This is a genomic window from Stenotrophomonas sp. YJH_SMC_6 (genome assembly GCF_059371335.1).
The window spans coordinates 113454-129328 of sequence record NZ_JCAFUM010000005.1; the positions used below are offsets into that span (position 1 = coordinate 113454).

The 15875-nt window shown below is 68.2% G+C and carries 12 protein-coding genes; 8 read left to right on the top strand and 4 right to left on the bottom strand.

Features of this window, described 5'->3' with window-relative positions; translation table 11 throughout:
• Positions 1-16 precede the first annotated feature (16 nt).
• Positions 17-2656 (bottom strand): TonB-dependent receptor plug domain-containing protein, encoded by a 2640-nt coding sequence (locus AC5P9N_RS07015; RefSeq protein ID WP_024957081.1) that lies wholly within the window; start codon positions 2654-2656, stop codon positions 17-19.
• Positions 2657-2848: 192 nt separating this feature from the next.
• On the opposite strand from AC5P9N_RS07015, the gene queD reads away from it, so the two are divergent.
• Together queD and AC5P9N_RS07025 are read left to right on the top strand one after the other, a co-directional pair.
• Positions 2849-3211: a 6-carboxytetrahydropterin synthase QueD gene (gene queD, locus AC5P9N_RS07020; protein WP_024957082.1), complete on the top strand. Its 363-nt coding sequence runs from the start codon at positions 2849-2851 to the stop codon at positions 3209-3211.
• A gap of 116 nt (positions 3212-3327) precedes the next feature.
• The gene (locus tag AC5P9N_RS07025; protein WP_060380579.1) at positions 3328-3675 is read left to right on the top strand and encodes a phasin family protein; all 348 of its coding nucleotides are present in this window, start codon (positions 3328-3330) and stop codon (positions 3673-3675) included.
• 767 nt (positions 3676-4442) lie between these two features.
• Here the strand turns inward: AC5P9N_RS07025 and asnB are convergent.
• A complete protein-coding gene (asnB, locus tag AC5P9N_RS07030) occupies positions 4443-6344 on the bottom strand; it encodes an asparagine synthase (glutamine-hydrolyzing) (protein ID WP_005412151.1) in 1902 nt (633 codons plus the stop codon).
• Positions 6345-6694: 350 nt separating this feature from the next.
• On the opposite strand from asnB, the gene AC5P9N_RS07035 reads away from it, so the two are divergent.
• Entirely contained in the window at positions 6695-7384 is a 690-nt protein-coding gene (locus tag AC5P9N_RS07035) for a winged helix-turn-helix domain-containing protein (protein ID WP_005407950.1), read from the top strand.
• A complete protein-coding gene (locus tag AC5P9N_RS07040; RefSeq protein WP_099484939.1) occupies positions 7381-8727 on the top strand; it encodes an ATP-binding protein in 1347 nt (448 codons plus the stop codon). The genes AC5P9N_RS07035 and AC5P9N_RS07040 overlap by 4 nt, the downstream gene beginning before the upstream one ends.
• On the opposite strand, the gene AC5P9N_RS07045 is transcribed toward AC5P9N_RS07040, so the two are convergent.
• On the bottom strand, positions 8724-10193 hold the full coding sequence (locus tag AC5P9N_RS07045; protein WP_059036178.1) for a sensor histidine kinase: 1470 nt from the start codon (positions 10191-10193) through the stop codon (positions 8724-8726). The genes AC5P9N_RS07040 and AC5P9N_RS07045 overlap by 4 nt on opposite strands.
• The gene (locus AC5P9N_RS07050; RefSeq protein WP_005407947.1) at positions 10190-10909 is read right to left on the bottom strand and encodes a response regulator transcription factor; all 720 of its coding nucleotides are present in this window, start codon (positions 10907-10909) and stop codon (positions 10190-10192) included. The genes AC5P9N_RS07045 and AC5P9N_RS07050 overlap by 4 nt, the downstream gene beginning before the upstream one ends.
• A gap of 144 nt (positions 10910-11053) precedes the next feature.
• On the opposite strand from AC5P9N_RS07050, the gene msrB reads away from it, so the two are divergent.
• From msrB to AC5P9N_RS07070, 4 genes are all read left to right on the top strand, one after another.
• Positions 11054-11629 carry a peptide-methionine (R)-S-oxide reductase MsrB gene (msrB, locus tag AC5P9N_RS07055; protein ID WP_005407946.1) on the top strand — a complete coding sequence of 192 codons (576 nt, stop codon included), beginning with the start codon at positions 11054-11056 and terminating at the stop codon, positions 11627-11629.
• A 2-nt stretch (positions 11630-11631) separates the two neighbouring features.
• Positions 11632-13401 carry a cytochrome c biogenesis protein DipZ gene (locus AC5P9N_RS07060; protein WP_099484938.1) on the top strand — a complete coding sequence of 590 codons (1770 nt, stop codon included), beginning with the start codon at positions 11632-11634 and terminating at the stop codon, positions 13399-13401.
• A 14-nt stretch (positions 13402-13415) separates the two neighbouring features.
• A complete protein-coding gene (gene msrA, locus AC5P9N_RS07065) occupies positions 13416-14153 on the top strand; it encodes a peptide-methionine (S)-S-oxide reductase MsrA (RefSeq protein ID WP_005407944.1) in 738 nt (245 codons plus the stop codon).
• Between the two features lie 255 nt (positions 14154-14408).
• A complete protein-coding gene (locus tag AC5P9N_RS07070) occupies positions 14409-15857 on the top strand; it encodes an aminotransferase-like domain-containing protein (RefSeq protein ID WP_099484937.1) in 1449 nt (482 codons plus the stop codon).
• The last annotated feature ends 18 nt before the right edge of the window (positions 15858-15875 follow it).

The window sequence follows — 15875 nt, forward strand, 5'->3', positions numbered from 1 at the left end:
GGCCGCGGCGGATGGATCAGAAGCGGTAATCGAAGCCCAGCGTGAAGTAGCGGCCACGCAGGTCGTACTGGCTGAAGTCGTACGGCGCGCGGATGCCCGGGAACGAGGCGTCGTACGGCGGCGTCTTGTCGGCCAGGTTCTGCACCTTGGCATACACGGTCAGCTTGTCGATGCCGGTGTAGGCCAGGTACAGGTCGTACTGGCTGTAGCTGCCGACGCGCTGCTGCACGGCTTTGGCGGCGGTGCTGGCCTCCTGGCGGTAGCTGCTGGTGTAGTACCAGGTCACGGCTGCGTTGAAATCACCGTACTTCCAGTCCAGCGTGGTGGTGGCCTTGTCCTTGGGCAGGGTCGCGCCCAGGTTGCTGCCGGCGTAGTCGACCAGCGGCCCACCGACCACGGTCGGGCGACGGTAGTCGCGCACGTGGGTGTAGGCCGAGGACACGGTGAAGTCACCCAGTGCCGCGGTCGGGATGCGCTGGCGCAGCTCGACATCGATGCCCGAGGTCTTCAGCTCGCTCAGGTTCTGGTAGCGGTTGTAGACCGCCTGCAGCTTGCCACGCTCATCGCGCTGCACGGCGCCGGCCACGTTGTCGTTGACCAGGGTCTGGGTGTTGTTGGTGCCGACCAGGTTGTCCAGCTGGATGCGGTAGTAGTCCACGCTCAGGTTGGTGTTGGCCCACGGCGACAGCACCACACCGAAGTTGACGCTCCTGGTGCGCTCCGGCTTCAGTTCGTTGTTGCCGACGGTGAAGAAGGTGGGGTTCTGGCGCGAGCCCGGCACGTCCGGATCACGCGGGTCGACCACGCTGCCGTAGGCGATGCTGGTGCTGTTGGAGTTTTCCGACAGCGACGGTGCACGGAAGCCCTTCGACGCCGACGCACGCACCAGCAGGACATCCAGCGGCTGCCAGCGCAGGCCGATCTTCGGCGAGAACGCATCGCCGAAATCATCGTAGTGATCAGCGCGCGCGGCGGCGGACAGCTCCAGCGTCGAGGCCAGCGGCACGTTCACTTCGGCGTAGGCGGCACTGACCTGGCGCTTGCCGTGTACTTCGGCAATGGCCGGGCGCACCTGCAGGCCGGCATCGATCTGCCACGGATTGTTGGAGTCGAGCTTTTCGCGGCGCCACTCGGCACCCGCAGCGAAGCCGATCTCGCCGGCCCAGGTATGGCCCAGGCTGCCGGAAATCTTCGCATCGATACCCTGCAGCTTGGATTCGGCCGGACGCAGCGTGGCGATGTTGATCGAATCACGCACCGACTGCGGCGTGGCCGCCGGGTTGAGCAGGTTGTAGCTGCCCGTGGCCAGCGCGTCGGCCAGCGCCCAGCGGTTGGCGAAGCCACCGGACACGCTCTCGCGCTCGCTGCTGCGTGCACCGAACGCGGCCACTTCCCAGTCCCACGACGCGGTGGTGCCACGCAGGCCGAACACGCCGCGGTAGGCGGTGGAACGGTTGGTCTTGATCGTGCCGCCCAGGTCGAAGAAGGTGTACTCGATCGGGATCGCGCGGCCGTACGGGTTGTACGGATTGTTGGCCGGCAGCAGCGACGACACCGGCTCGGCCAGGCCGCTGTTTGCGTTCAGTGCGAAGCGGCCGCTCTCCAGGGTGAAGAACGGGCTGCTGCCGAACCACGCGGCACTCTTGATCTGGCTGTACAGCACTTCGCCGAACGCTTCGACGTTGTCGTTCAGGCGGAAGGTACCGTTGGCGTAGGCCTGGTAGCGCTTGGTCGAGGGGATCAGCGTGGTGAACGGTGCTTGGTTGAAGCCGCAGGTGTCGCCGGCCAGGCCGTCGATCGGTGCGCTGGCCACGCGGGTGGTGCCGGTCGGGCAGTTACCGTTGGCATCGAGCATCGGCACCGAGACGCCGTTGACCAGGTAGCGCGCGCCCTTGGCCGACCAGCCGTTCCAGCGGCCACCCGGCTTGTCGGTGTAGATGCCGCTCCTGGTCAGGTTGCGCTCGTCCTGGTCCAGGCGCTCACGGTTGTACCCCTGCAGGCTGAAGAGGATGTTGTAGCCATCGGTGTCGAGATCACCGAGGCCGCCGACGAACTTCAGGTTCTGCTCGTGCAGGCCGCCCTGGTCGGCACCGCCGAAGCTGCCGCCGATCTCGGCGCCTTCGAAGTTCTGCCGGGTGATGATGTTGACCACGCCGGCCACGGCGTCGGAGCCGTACACCGCCGAGGCGCCGTCCTTGAGCACCTCAATGCGCTCGACCGCGACCAGCGGCAGCGCATTGAGATCGACGAAGGTGTCGGACAGGCCACCGGCCGGGAAGCCGTAGTTGGCCAAGCGACGGCCGTTGAGCAGCACCAGCGTGTTTTTCTGCGACAGGCCACGCAGGCCGATGCCGGCCGAGCCGGACGCCCAACCATTGTTGGTGGTTTCGTTGCTGGCGTTGCCGGTGTTGGCCGAGATCGAACGCAGCACATCGGCCACGGTGGCCTTGCCGGTCTGTTCCAGCTGCTGGCGGCCGATCACCTGCACCGGGTTGGAGGCCTCGGTATCGGTGCGCTTGATGTTGGAACCGGTGACGCGCACGGCGGCCAGGGTACTGGCTTCGCCACTGGCATCGGCGGAGGTTTCGGCGGCGGCGGACAAAGGCGCGGCCAGAGCGACGGCCAGGGCCGCCACGAGCAGGGTGTGCTTGGGCATGACGATGTGGGGGAGGTGGAAAGGGCGACGTAGTTCCGCAGTAGTCCATGCCTGGCCGGGATCCGGCCAATAACATCTCTTCATACGGATATAAGAGAAACTATCATCTCTTCATCCGGATGGAAAGAGTTACTTCACGAAAGCCCAACATCCGCTCAGGATGGCCGGCCACCTGCGGCGTACAATCGCGCCATGGAAATCTTCAAAGTCTTCATGCTCGAGGCGGCGCACCGCCTCCCCAACGTGCCGCCGGGGCACAAGTGCGCGCGCCTGCATGGCCACTCGTTCCGGGTGGAACTGAAGGTCGAGGGCGAGCCGGGGGCGCAGACCGGCTGGATCATGGATTTCGGCGACGTGAAGGCGGCCTTCCAGCCGATCTACGACCGCCTGGACCATCACTACCTCAATGACATCCCCGGCCTGGAGAACCCGACCAGCGAGAACCTGGCGGTGTGGATCTGGAACGAACTCAAGCCCAGCCTGCCGGCGCTGAGCGAGATCATCGTGCACGAAACCTGCACCTCCGGCTGTCGCTACCGCGGCCCGACGGCCTGATCAACCCATTGATCTGAAAGGTGTTTCAAAGGCGCCTTGGGCGCCTTTGTTATTTTTGTTGCATTGCCGCATCAACGGCGTATGCTGCAATGCATCAAGCCACTCCCTGATGCCCCATGGCCGCCGCCTTCAGCGATCGCTTCAGTGATGCCACCCGCCAGCTCGCCGCCGCAGCAACCCGCGCGAACCGGTTGGCCTTGGAGAACGCGGAAAGCATGTTCGGCGTGCAGCTGAAGGCGATGGAGCACAACCTGACCGCGACCGGCGGCTGGTTGGGTGAACTGGCCCGTAGTGACGACACGGCCGGGATGCTCAACAAGGGCGCACAGCTGTGGCAGGACAACCTGCAGCGGCTGGGCCAGGCCCAACAGGACGTGGTCGGTCTCGGCCTGCAGGCCGGCAAGGCCTGGTCCGAACTGGTGCAGGGCTACAACGAATCAACGGCGGACGCGAACAACCACTGACGCGACGCAACGCTCATTGCGTGGGTCCCTCCCCCCACGCAATCCGGACCCGGCAGATCCCTCCCTCTGCCGGGTCTTTTTTTGCCTGGCGTCTGCATTGAAGAGCGCTTCCTCGTCTGGATTCGCCGCGAACTGAAGGGCCCCGCCGGGACAGGCAGGGGCCTGGGCAAATGTCCCCCGGCGCCGGCCGTTGGCCGTCACCTTCTCCTTTACTTTGCCCAAACCCCTGCCCGCCCCGACGAGGCTCGGCGTGCGGTGAGGAAAGCGCAGCACGCGCGGCCGCCTTTCAAGGAAGCGCCGACAAACTCCGAACGCCGGGCGGATGCCCTTGCGTACGAAGTAAAGGGGGAGGTGACGGCCAACGGCCGGCGCCGGAGGACATTCGTACGCAAGGGCATCCGCCCGGCGCCACGCAGAATGAATCCGCCACACGCGTGTCTTCGTCCCGATTCCCCGCGAACTGACGGGCCCCGCCGAGACAAGCAGGGGCCTAGGCAAATGTCCCCCGGCGCCGGCCGTTGGCCGTCCCCTCCTCCTTTACTTTGCCCAACCCCCTGCCCGCCCCGACGAGGCTCGGCTTGCGGTGGGAAAGGAAAAGCGCAGCGCTCGCGGCGCCTTTCAACGAGGCGTCGACGAACTCCGAACGCAGGGCGTAGGCCCTTGCGTACGAAGTAAAGGGGGAGGTGACGGCCAACGGCCGGCGCCGGAGGACATTCGTACGCAAGGGCCTACGCCCTGCGCCACGCAGAACAAACCGCGAAGAAATCTCAACGCCCGCGATTGACGTGCCAGTGCTGGTGCCACGCCTGGAACATCAGCACGTTCCACAGGTGCGTGTGCCACTTGCGCTCACCCCGCAGAAACGCTTCCCAGATGCCGCGCACGCGTGCCGCATCGAAGCAGCCCTGGTTGCGCAGCAGCTGCGGGTCCAGCAACGCCTCCGCCCAGTCGCGCAGCGGGCCCGCCAACCAGCGCGCCATCGGCGGTCCGAAGCCGCGCTTGGGGCGATACACCAGCGGCTCGGGCAGGTAGCGCGCCAGCAGGTGCTTGAGGATCCGCTTGTGCTCCCCATCGTGGTACTTCAGGTGCTGCGGCAGGCGCCAGGCCAACCGCACCACCTCCATGTCCAGCAGCGGCGCCCGCGTCTCCACGCCCGCCGCCATGCCCGCGCGATCGACCTTGGCGAGAATGCCCTCGGCCAGGTCCATGCGGAAATCCAGCAGCTGGATGCGGGCCTCGGCCGGCAGCGCCGTGTCCTGCTGCTGGAAGATCGTCATCGGCTCGCGTGCACCCAGCACCACCTGCGCCGGCTGCCGCCAGCGCGTCACGCGCTGCAGGTAGTGACCTTCCACGTCGTTGGCGGCGACTTCCGCCACCAGTGCGCGCCAGCCGCCCAGGCGGCCGCGCTCGACATTCATGCGGTTGCCGCTGCGCCGCGCCAGATCACGCACCCAGTCCGGCAGGCCACCGCACAGGCGCGCATTGCGCAGCGCGCGGCCATAGCTGGGGTGGCCGAAGAACAGTTCATCGCCACCGTCGCCGGTGAGGGCCACCGGCTTGCGCGCGCCCAGCAGTTCACTGGCCAGCAGGGTCGGCAGCTGCGAGGCATCGGCGAACGGTTCGCACCAGACCTGCGGCAGCCGCTGCAGCAGATCCAGGCCCTGACGCGCATCCATGCGGTGCAGGTGGTGTTGCACGCCCAGATGCCGCGCGACCTGCGAGGCCCAATCGCTCTCGTCATGGCCGGGATCGTCGAAGCCAACCGTCCACGCTTCGATCGGAAGCGTCGACTGTGCCTGCATCATCGCCGTCACCAGCGAGGAATCGGTGCCGCCGGACAGGAACGCACCGCAGGCCAGCGGGGAATGCATGCGTGCGGCGATGGCCTTCTGCAACGCAGTTTCCAGCTGGTCGGTCGCCTGCTCCAGGCTCGGCGCCGGCAGCAGCGGTTCCTGCAGTGCGCTCTGCATCGCATCGCGTGCGCACCAGTAGCGTGAACCACCCTGTGCGGCCTGGCTGGAGCCGCCAGCCGCATGGTCATTCAGATCGATGCGCAGCATCGCGCCTGCCACCAGCTTGTGGATGCCACGGTAGATGGTGTGCGGTGCCGGCACGTAGTCATGGCGCAGCAGCAGGCTCAGCGCATCCTGGTCGATGCTCGGGGCGAAACCGGCAAAGGCCTGGAGTGCCTTCATTTCCGAGGCGAACAGGAACCGGCCCTGGTACCAGCCGTAGTACAGCGGCCGCTCGCCAACCGGGTCGCGGGCCAGCCACAGTTCGCGCGACTCGCGGTCCCATACGCTGAAACCGAACGCGCCCTCGATGCGGGAAAGCGCCCGTTCCACGCCCCATTCGATGATCGCCTGCAGCAGCAGCCGCGCATCGCTGCAGCTGCGTGGCAGATCGCGCAGCTGCGACTGCAGGTCGGCCCGGTTGTACAACCGGCCATCCAGGCACAGCACGTAACGGCCACAGTCCGAACTCAGGGGCTGCAACGGCGTATCGGTTGGCGCCCGGCAGTGGCCCAGCGCCAGGCCGGCCTCGGCGTCGGTCCAGTAGCCGATGCGCCCCCGGCCGCGCTGCTGCAGGGCGCGCAGCATTGGCGCCAGCTGCTGCAGCAGGTGTTCGTCCTCGGCGGGCGGCAGCCAGGCCCCGACCACGCCGCTCATCGGGCACCTCCGCAGCGGCAGCGGCGGGACGGGTTCAGCAGGCAGGCGGCGGCGGGCGACATGGGAGCGACACGCGGAGCGGAGGAGACTCCATGCTCGGCCCGCCCCCGGCCCTGCGTCAGTCGCATTGCTGTCAGCGATGGTCACCGTGCGTATCACGAAGGTAACGTTTTGTAACAGCATCAGGCTATGCTGGACGCCAAGTTGTTGCCAGGCCTGAGGCCCGGCCCGTGCGCCAGCAACCCCGGCTGAATGGCGCCCGCCCCCGGGACCCGGGCGGCCCGAAGGCTGGGATAGCATCGCCGCGCTCGTGCCGTGGCGGTACGTGTGCGTCCACGGAGGCCTTGAAAATGCTGGATATCGTACTGGTCGAAGACGATGCCCGCCTGGGTACGATGGTCAGCGACTATCTGCAGCGGCATGGCTACCAGGTGGCCCACGAGCGCAGCGGTGAGCGTGCGGTGGCCCGGATCCTGGCCGACAAGCCCGCCCTGGTCCTGCTCGATGTCGGCCTGCCCGACCAGGATGGTTTCGAAGTGTGTCGGCAGATCCGCCCCCACTATGACGGCATCATCTGCGTGCTGACCGCCCGCACCGACAACATCGACCAGGTGCTGGGACTGGAACTGGGCGCCGATGATTACATCGGCAAGCCGATCGAACCACGGGTGCTGCTGGCCCGCCTGCGCGCCCACCTGCGCCGCCACCGCCGGGTCGAACCACGCGACGGCAGCCTCCGCTTCGGCGAGCTGAGCATCGACCCGTCCACCCGCAACGTGCACCTGCAGGGCGCGCTGCTGGAGCTCACCACTGCCGAGTTCGACCTGCTGTTCCTGCTGGCCAGCAATGCCGGCCAGATCCTGGACCGCGATGCGCTGCTGCGCGGCCTGCGCGGGATCGCCTTCGACGGCCTGGACCGTTCGATCGATGCACGCATCTCGCGCCTGCGCCGCAAGCTGGGCGACAACCCTGAACAACCGGAGCGGATCAAGACCGTGCGTGGCCGCGGCTACCTGTTCAGCCGCTCGGCATGGGGATGAAGCGCACGCCCTCGGCGATGCGCGGCCACGCCTTCCACTTCCTGCGCTACGGCATCGGCTTCCTGGTCGCCCACCTGCTACTGATCGTGCTGGGCCTGTGGGCCTGGGATGCGCTGCTGGAAGACCGCACCGCAGCCGGACTGCTGGCCGAGATGCGCGGCACCCATGCCCTGCTGCAGCACCGCTTCGCCGAAACCCCGCGCGAGCAGTGGCCGACGCTGGCGCGCGAACTGGACGCCGACTTCGCCTATGCCCTGCGCATGGTGCCGTTGGCAGAGGCGATGAAGGCGCTGCCGGCCAGCCAGCGCCCCCCCTTCAGCAACGGCCGGGTGCAGATCGACCTGGAGCACATGCGCAGCCTGCAGCGGATCGGCGACAGCGACTACGCGGTGATGCTTGGGCCGTTGGACGAAGCGCTGCCTGACGAGGGCTGGCAGGACAGCGAAGTGTCAGGCGTGGCGATCCTGCTGCTGATCCTGATGGTGGCCGTGGCGCTGCCGATGTACGTGATGGTCTACCGCCTGTGGCGCGACGTCTCGCAGCTGGCCCAGGCCGCGCGGCAGATGCGCGACGGACAGCTGGACACGCGCGCCCCGCGCGCCGGCACTGCGCTGGTGCGGCCGCTGGCCAATGCCTTCAATCACATGGCCGAGCAGCTGCAGCAGTTGCTGGAAAGCCAGCGCGTGCTGGCCCAGGCAGTGGCGCACGAAGTCCGCACGCCGCTGGCGCGGATGCGTTTCGGCCTGGCCGACCTGGAGGACACCGCGCTGGACGAGATCCAGCGTGATGCCTTGGGCGGCCTGCGCACTGATGTCGATCGGCTGCAGCACCTCACCGATGCCGGCGTCGAGTACGCCGCGCTCGGCCGCTGCCATCAGCTGACCCGCCAGCGCCTGCAGCTGGCGGCACTGGTACGCGGCGTGGTGGCCCAGTTCGCACCGCTGCCGATGCCGGTACAGCAGGTGCTGTCGCCGGCGGGCCTGGTCAACGTCAACCGGCACATGCTGGAACTGGCACTGCGCAACCTGCTCGGCAATGCCCTGCGCTATGCGCGGCGGCAGATCCGTATCGCCAGCACGGTCAACGACGGCTGGCTGTGCCTGCAGGTGGAGGACGATGGCCCCGGCATCGCACCCGAACTGCGCGGCCAGGTGCTGCAACCCTATGTGCGGCTGGATCCGGGTAGCCCCGGTTTCGGCCTCGGACTGGCGCTGGTGCAGGTGGTGGCCGACAAGCATGGCGGCCAGGTCGAAGTAACCGATTCGGAGCTGGGTGGTGCCTGCATCCGACTGCACCTGCCGCTGGAAAGCGGCGCTGCCGTGGAGTGCGATGCGGCCTGCTAGGCCGCTGGTTCCGCACGCGGCAACGCAAACGCGAACAACGCGCCGCGCTCGCTGTCACGCAGTTCGATGCGACGGCCGTGCAACTGCACGATGCGCTGCACGATCAGCAGGCCCAACCCGCCGTTCTCTCCACGTCGCGCGCCCAGCGCGGCCGGTGCCTGGAACAGCTGCGTGCGCAGCGCAGGGGCAACACCAGGTCCATCATCGGCCACGCTCACCTCCACGCTGTCCGGCGTCGCGCGCAGGCACACCTCGATCCGCCCACCGTCGGGCGCATGCCGCAGCGCGTTGTCGAGCAGGTTGGTCAGCACCCGCTCGACCAGGCCCAGATCGGCGCGCACCAGCGGCAGGCCGGGCGGGAAGTCCGCGTGCAGGTACTGGTTGCGAGCCTGCGCCGCCAGCTCGAATTTCTGCAGCACGTCCTGCAGCAGCTCCGGCAATGCGAACACCTCCCACTCCAGGCGCACTTCGCCATGCTCCAGCCGCGCCAGCTCGAATAGCGCACGCGCCAGCCGGCCAACCTTGGCGCTCTGCGCCAGCGCGATACCGAGGTAGCGGCGGCGCTCGTCCGGCGACAGCGTGGCGTCCTTCAGCGCCAGCGTTTCCAGATAGCCATGCAGCGACGACAACGGCGTGCGCAGGTCGTGCGAGATGTTGGCGACCAGCTCGCGGCGCTGCAGGTCCTGCTGGCGCAGCTGCTGCCACTGCTCGCCCAGCCGCTGCGCCATCTGCGCGTGTGCGTGTTCGAGGATCACCAGCTCGTCGCGCTCACCGGGACGCAGCGGCTCCGGCGGCGGCAATGGCGTGGGTGCGTCGATGTCAAAGGCCTGGATGCGCCGGGTCAGCCGCCGCAGCGGGCGCGTCACCCAGTAGAAGGCCACCAGCCCGGCCAGCAGGCCCAGGCTGCCGACAAGCATCACCGACCACAGCGTGGTGTTCCACTGGCTGCCGGCGGCAAGGTCGTCGGACAGCATCTGACGGTGTTCGCCGACCAGCACCACGTACACATAACCGGCCTGGCGACCCTGCACGATCAGCGGCGCGGCACTGAACACCTTGCGGCCATCCGCGCTGCGCGGGTCATCGCCCAGGATCGGCAACGGTGCACCGGCCAGCAGCCGGCGCAGCGGTGCCACGTCCACCCGGTTGCGCACCAGATGACCTGTCGGCGCATCGTGGCCGAGGATGCGGCCCTGGTCGTCCAGCAGGTAGACCTCGACGCTGGGATTGACCGCCATCAATTGGCCGAACAGCGCGCGCACCGCGGCATCACGCATGCCGCTGGTGTCCATCAGTTCGCTGCGCTGGGCAATGTGCTCGGCCAGGCCCAGCGACAACCGCTGCACCACTTCCTGCTCGTGGCGGGTGTTGGCGCGCATCTGCAGCGCCAGCAGCGCCATGCAGCACATCAGCATCAGCGCAGCGATCACCGCCGCCAGCTTCTGCCACAGGTTCGGCTTGATCATGCCGCCGCCCCGGCCGGATCGACCAGCTTGTAGCCACGGCCCCACACCGTCAGCAGCCGCCGCGGGTTGGCCGGGTCCGGCTCGATCTTGCTGCGCAGGCGATTGATGTGGGTGTTGACCGTGTGCTCGTAGCCATCGTGCTGGTAGCCCCAGACCTGGTTGAGCAGTTCCATGCGCGCGAACACCTGGTCCGGATGACGGGCGAAGAACAGCAGCAGGTCGAACTCGCGCGGGGTCAACTCCAGTGCGTTGCCATCCACCGACGCGGTGCGCGCGACCGGGTCCAGCTGCAGACCACCCAGCTCGATCGCGCCGGCATCGATGCGCGCGCTCTGCGCCATCGCCTCGGCCCGGCGCAGCAGCGCACGCACGCGGGCCACCAGTTCCGGCATCGAGAAGGGCTTGGCCAGGTAATCATCCGCCCCCAGTTCCAGGCCGACGATGCGCTGCGTTTCGCTGCCACGCGCACTGATGATGATGATCGGCACATAGCGCGCCATCGCGCGTGCACGCTGGCACACCTGCAGGCCGTCCACGCCGGGCAGCATCACGTCCAGCACCAGCGCATCCCATGGCCCTTCCTGCTCCAGCAGGCGCAGGCCGGCATCGCCGCTGGCGGCATGGGCGACGTCGTAGCCCTCATCGCCCAGATGCATGCGCAGCAGGTCGGCGATGTGGGCATCGTCTTCAACGATCAGCACGCGTTTGGTGGACATCGGCAGCTCGGGGCCAGTGGGGAGGCTGGCTGCATTGTGGCGCGGGATGGACGCCGATACCTCACGAAAAATTGAATCCTGCGTGAGGATTCGTTGACCCGGGCGGGCGCAGCATGGCCCCGTCGCCCCTTCCCGGAGTCCGCCATGTCCCTTACCCGACGCCATCTGCTGGGCCTGGGCGGTGTTGCCACCGCCGCCGGCCTGCTCGGCCTGGGGGCCTGCAGCCGTGCCGCCCCGGCCGCCGCTGAAGCGCGCCCGTCGCGACAGTTCGAGGTCATGCGCAGCGATGCCGACTGGCGCCAGCGCCTGACCCCGGCGCAGTACGCAGTGCTGCGCCAGCAGGCGACCGAGCGCCCGTACAGCAGCCCGCTCAACAAGGAACACCGGCAGGGCACGTTTGCCTGCGCCGGCTGTGCGCTGCCGCTGTTCTCCTCCTCCACCAAGTTCGAGAGCGGCACCGGCTGGCCCAGCTTCTGGGCGCCGCTGCACAACGCCATCGGCGAAGACCGCGACGTCACCTTCGGCATGCTGCGGGTGGAGGTGCACTGCCGCCGCTGCGGTGGCCACCTCGGTCATGTGTTCAACGACGGGCCTCGCCCAACCGGACTTCGCTACTGCATGAACGGCGCAGCGATGGTGTTCGTTCCCGGTGCCGCTGAGGGCGGTACCGCCGATGGCTGGCGGGTGCCGGTCGGTTCTTCCCCTGCTTCCGGAGCCTGACGATGCTGCTGTTGCTGCTTGCCTACCTGGGGGGCGCGCTGACCCTGCTCAGTCCCTGCATCCTCCCGGTGCTGCCGTTCGTGTTCGCCCGTGCCGACCGCCCCTTCCTGCGCAGCACGCTGCCGCTGCTGCTGGGCATGGCACTCACCTTCACCGTGGTCGCCAGCCTGGCTGCGGTGGGCAGCCAATGGGTGGCACAGGCCAACCAGGTCGGACGCTGGATCGCCCTGCTGCTGATGGCGCTGTTCGCACTGGCATTGCTCTGGCCACGACTGGCCGACCACCTGCTGGCGCCGTTCCAGCGCGTGGGTGCCCGCTTGAGCGCGCGTGCCGATGCGGCCGACGCAGCGGGGCGTGGCGGCGCATGGACCTCGCTGCTGATCGGTATCGCCACCGGCCTGCTGTGGGCGCCGTGCGCCGGGCCGATCCTGGGCCTGGTGCTGACCGGTGCCGCGCTGCATGGCGCCAGCGTGGGTACCACTGCCCTGCTGCTGGCGTATGCGCTGGGCGCGATCACGGCGCTGGCCCTGGCCGTGTGGGTGGGCGGCCGCGTGTTCCGTGCGCTGCACGCGCGGCTTGGCCTCGGCGATGTGCTGCGCAAGGTGCTGGGCGTGGCCGCCTTGCTGGCGGTGGTGGCGATCGGCCTGGGCTGGGATACCGGCCTGCTGACCCGTCTTTCCACGGTCAGCACCGCGCGTATCGAGCAGGGCCTGCTGGATGCGGTACCCGGCGCGCAGCCGGCGGCTCCGCCGATGATGATGATGGCCGGTGCCAACGCCGCTGCCAATGCACCGCTGCCAGTGGAAGGCACCCTGCCCGCGCTGGATGGTGCCACCGGCTGGTTCAACAGCCCGCCGCTGACGGCCCGGCAGCTGCGCGGCAAGGTGGTGCTGGTCGATTTCTGGACGTACTCGTGCATCAACTGCCTGCGCGCGATGCCGTTCGTGCACGAATGGGAGCGCCGTTATCGCGACCACGGCCTGGTGGTGATCGGCGTGCACACCCCGGAGTTCGCCTTCGAGCGTGACCCGCGCAACGTCATGAAGGCGGTGCAGCAGCTGAAGGTCGAATACCCGGTGGCGCTGGACAACCAGTACACGATCTGGCGCGCGTTCAACAACCGCTACTGGCCGGCGCAGTACTTCGTCGATGCGCAGGGCAACATCCGCGGCCACCAGTTCGGCGAGGGCAACTATGCGCGCTCGGAACAGGTGATCCGTCGCTTGCTGACCGAGGCCGGCCAGACGAACCTGCCACCGCCGGCCGATCCGGCCGCCGCCGATCTGAAGGGCGTGGCTGCGCAGGCCGACATGGGCAATCTGCGCTCGCCGGAAACCTATCTGGGCCACGCCCGTGCCGAGCAGTTCGCCTCGCCCGGTGGGCAGCGCAGCGACACCGCGTTCGACTACACGTTGCCGGCCAGCCTGGCGTTGAACCAGTGGGGCCTGTCCGGACGCTGGACCGTTACCGACGAGGCTGCGCAGCTGCAGAAGGCCGGTGGCCGCATCGCCTTCCAGTTCCATGCGCGCGACCTGCACCTGGTGCTGGCACCGGGCCAGGAAGGAAAGCCGGTGCGCTTCCGCGTCCTGCTGGATGGCAAGCCATTGCCCGCCACCGATGCCGGCACTGATGTCGGCGCCGATGGCAGCGGCGTGGTCGACGAGCACCGCCTCTACCAGCTGGTGCGCCAACGCGGCACGGTCAGCCCGCACCGCTTCGAGATCGAATTCCTCGATGCGGGCGTGCAGGCCTATGCCTTCACCTTCGGTTGAACCGGGAGGACACGATGAAATTCTCCTTTGAACAGGGCATTGCCGCCGGCGTTGCCGGACTGGTGGCCACGGCACTCATCGCCGGCGTGCTGCTCGTTGACCATGGCGCCATCGCGGCACCGGTCGAAGCCAGCGCGCAGACCCAGGCACTCCCTGTACCCACGGGCGACGCTGCGTTCCGCGATGACGCCACCCACGCCAGCGTGGTGTTCGCCGGCGGTTGCTTCTGGGGCGTGCAGGGTGTGTTCCAGCATGTCAAAGGCGTGAGTAATGCGGTGTCCGGCTACATCGGTGGCAGCGCTGCCAATGCCCGCTATGAGCGGGTCAGCAGCGGTCAGACCGGTCATGCCGAAGCGGTGAAGGTCGACTACGACCCACGCCAGGTCAGCTATGGGCAGTTGATGCAGGTGTTCTTCTCGGTGGTGCACGACCCGACCCAGCTCAACCGCCAGGGGCCCGACCACGGCAGCCAGTACCGGTCGGCGATCTTCACTGATGACGCCCGCCAGCAGGCAGCCAGCCGCGCCTACATCGCCCAGCTTGGCCAGGCCGGCAGCTACCGCGCACCGATCGTCACCCAGCTGGTCAGCGGCCAGCGCTTCTACCCGGCCGAGAGCTACCACCAGAACTACATGACCAACTACCCGCAGGCCGCCTACATCCGCTACTACGACGCGCCGAAGCTGGCCGCGCTGGGCAGGCAGTTCCCGGCGTTGTACCGGCGCGATGCGGTGCTGGTGCCGATGCGCTGACGGCATTTCCGTGGGGCCGGCTGGCGCTCGGTGACGCTCCTGCCAATGCGGTAACGCCCCGGGTAGTGCCGGCCGCTGGCCGGCTCCTGCGGTTCCAGGGAATGCCGGCCAGCGGCCGGCACTACCAAAAAAAGACGCACGGCCATCCAGCCGTGCGCTTGGAAAGTACCGGCCGTGCCCCGATCAGGCCCGGCCGACAACGACATGCTAGGCTCGCCGTCATCATGGGTACAGCACCAGATGGCGGGAAACTCGATGGATACAGATGATCAGAGCGCAATGATCCCCCCCCGCTACCAACGGCTGTCCGACGAACTGGCCGAGGCCATTCACGGCGGTCGCCTTCCGGTTGGCAGCCGCCTGCCCTCGCTGCGGCAGATGGCGTCGCAGCGCCGGCTCAGCCTGAACACGGTGATTGCCGCCTACCGCCAGCTGGAAGACGCTGGTCTGGTCATTCCGCGGCCCAAGGCCGGCTTCGAGGTCGCGCCGCGGCTGTCGGTGCCGGAACGTTCGCTGCGCGACACACCGTCTGCGCCCACCGCGCCGCTGCAGCAGGTACTGATGGCCCGCGTGCTGGAAGCACAGCGCCGCCCCGGCGTGATCGACCTGGCCTTTGCCGGCCCGCGCGGTCGCCAGTTCTACCCCGGCGCGCAGCTGGCCAAGCACACGGCGCAGGTACTGCGCCATGGCCAGCAGACCGTGGAGACCTATGCACGCCCCAACGGCTCGCCACGGCTGCTGGCGCAGATCGTGCGCCGCGGCCCGCGCATGGGCCTGCATACCCACAGCGAACGCCTGCTGCTGACCCACGGTGCGATGGAAGGGCTGCAGCTGGCGCTACGCGCGGTCACCCAGCCCGGTGATGCGGTCGGCATCGAGGCGCCGTCCTACTTCAACCTCTACCCGTTGCTGGCCAACCTCGGCCTGCAGGCCATCGAACTGCCCACCCATCCGCAGCTCGGCCTGGATGTGGATGCGCTGGACGCGCTGCTGGAGCACACGCCGCTGGCCGCACTGGTGGTGATGCCGACCGTGCATAACCCGCTCGGCTGCACCATGCCGACCGCGGCCAAGCAACGCCTGGCCGAACTGGTCAACGCACGCCAGCTGCCGCTGATCGAAGATGCGGTGTATGCCGAGCTGCAGTTCTGCGAACCGCCGGCACCGCTCCTGAAGGCCTTCGATCGCGGTGGCTGGGTGATGGTGGTCGGCGGCTTTTCCAAGACGCTGGCGCCGGATTACCGCATCGGCTGGCTCGATGGCGGCCGCTTCGCCGAGCGCATCGCGCTGCTGAAATTCCAGTCCACCGGCGGCGAGCCGCAGCTGCTGGGCGACGCGGTGGCGGCCTATCTGGAAGCGGGCAGCTACGAGCACCACCTGCATCGCATGCGCCGGCTGTACCGCGAACAGGTCGGACGGCTGCGCCAGCTGGTGGCCGAACACTTCCCGGCCGGCACCCGCGCCACCGAACCGCAGGGTGGCTTCCTGCTGTGGCTGGAACTGCCCGGCGTGGACACGCGCGAGCTGTTCGAGCGTGCACTGCAGGAGGACATCGTGTTCATGCCCGGCCAGGTGTATTCACGCGGCGCGCGGTATCGCCATTGCCTGCGGCTGTCGTGCTGCCAGACGCTGGATGCACGCTTCATCGGCGCGGTGGAGCGGTTGGGTGCGATCGCGCGGGAGCTGGCGGCCGCAGCACGGTAGTGCCGGGCGCTGGCCGGC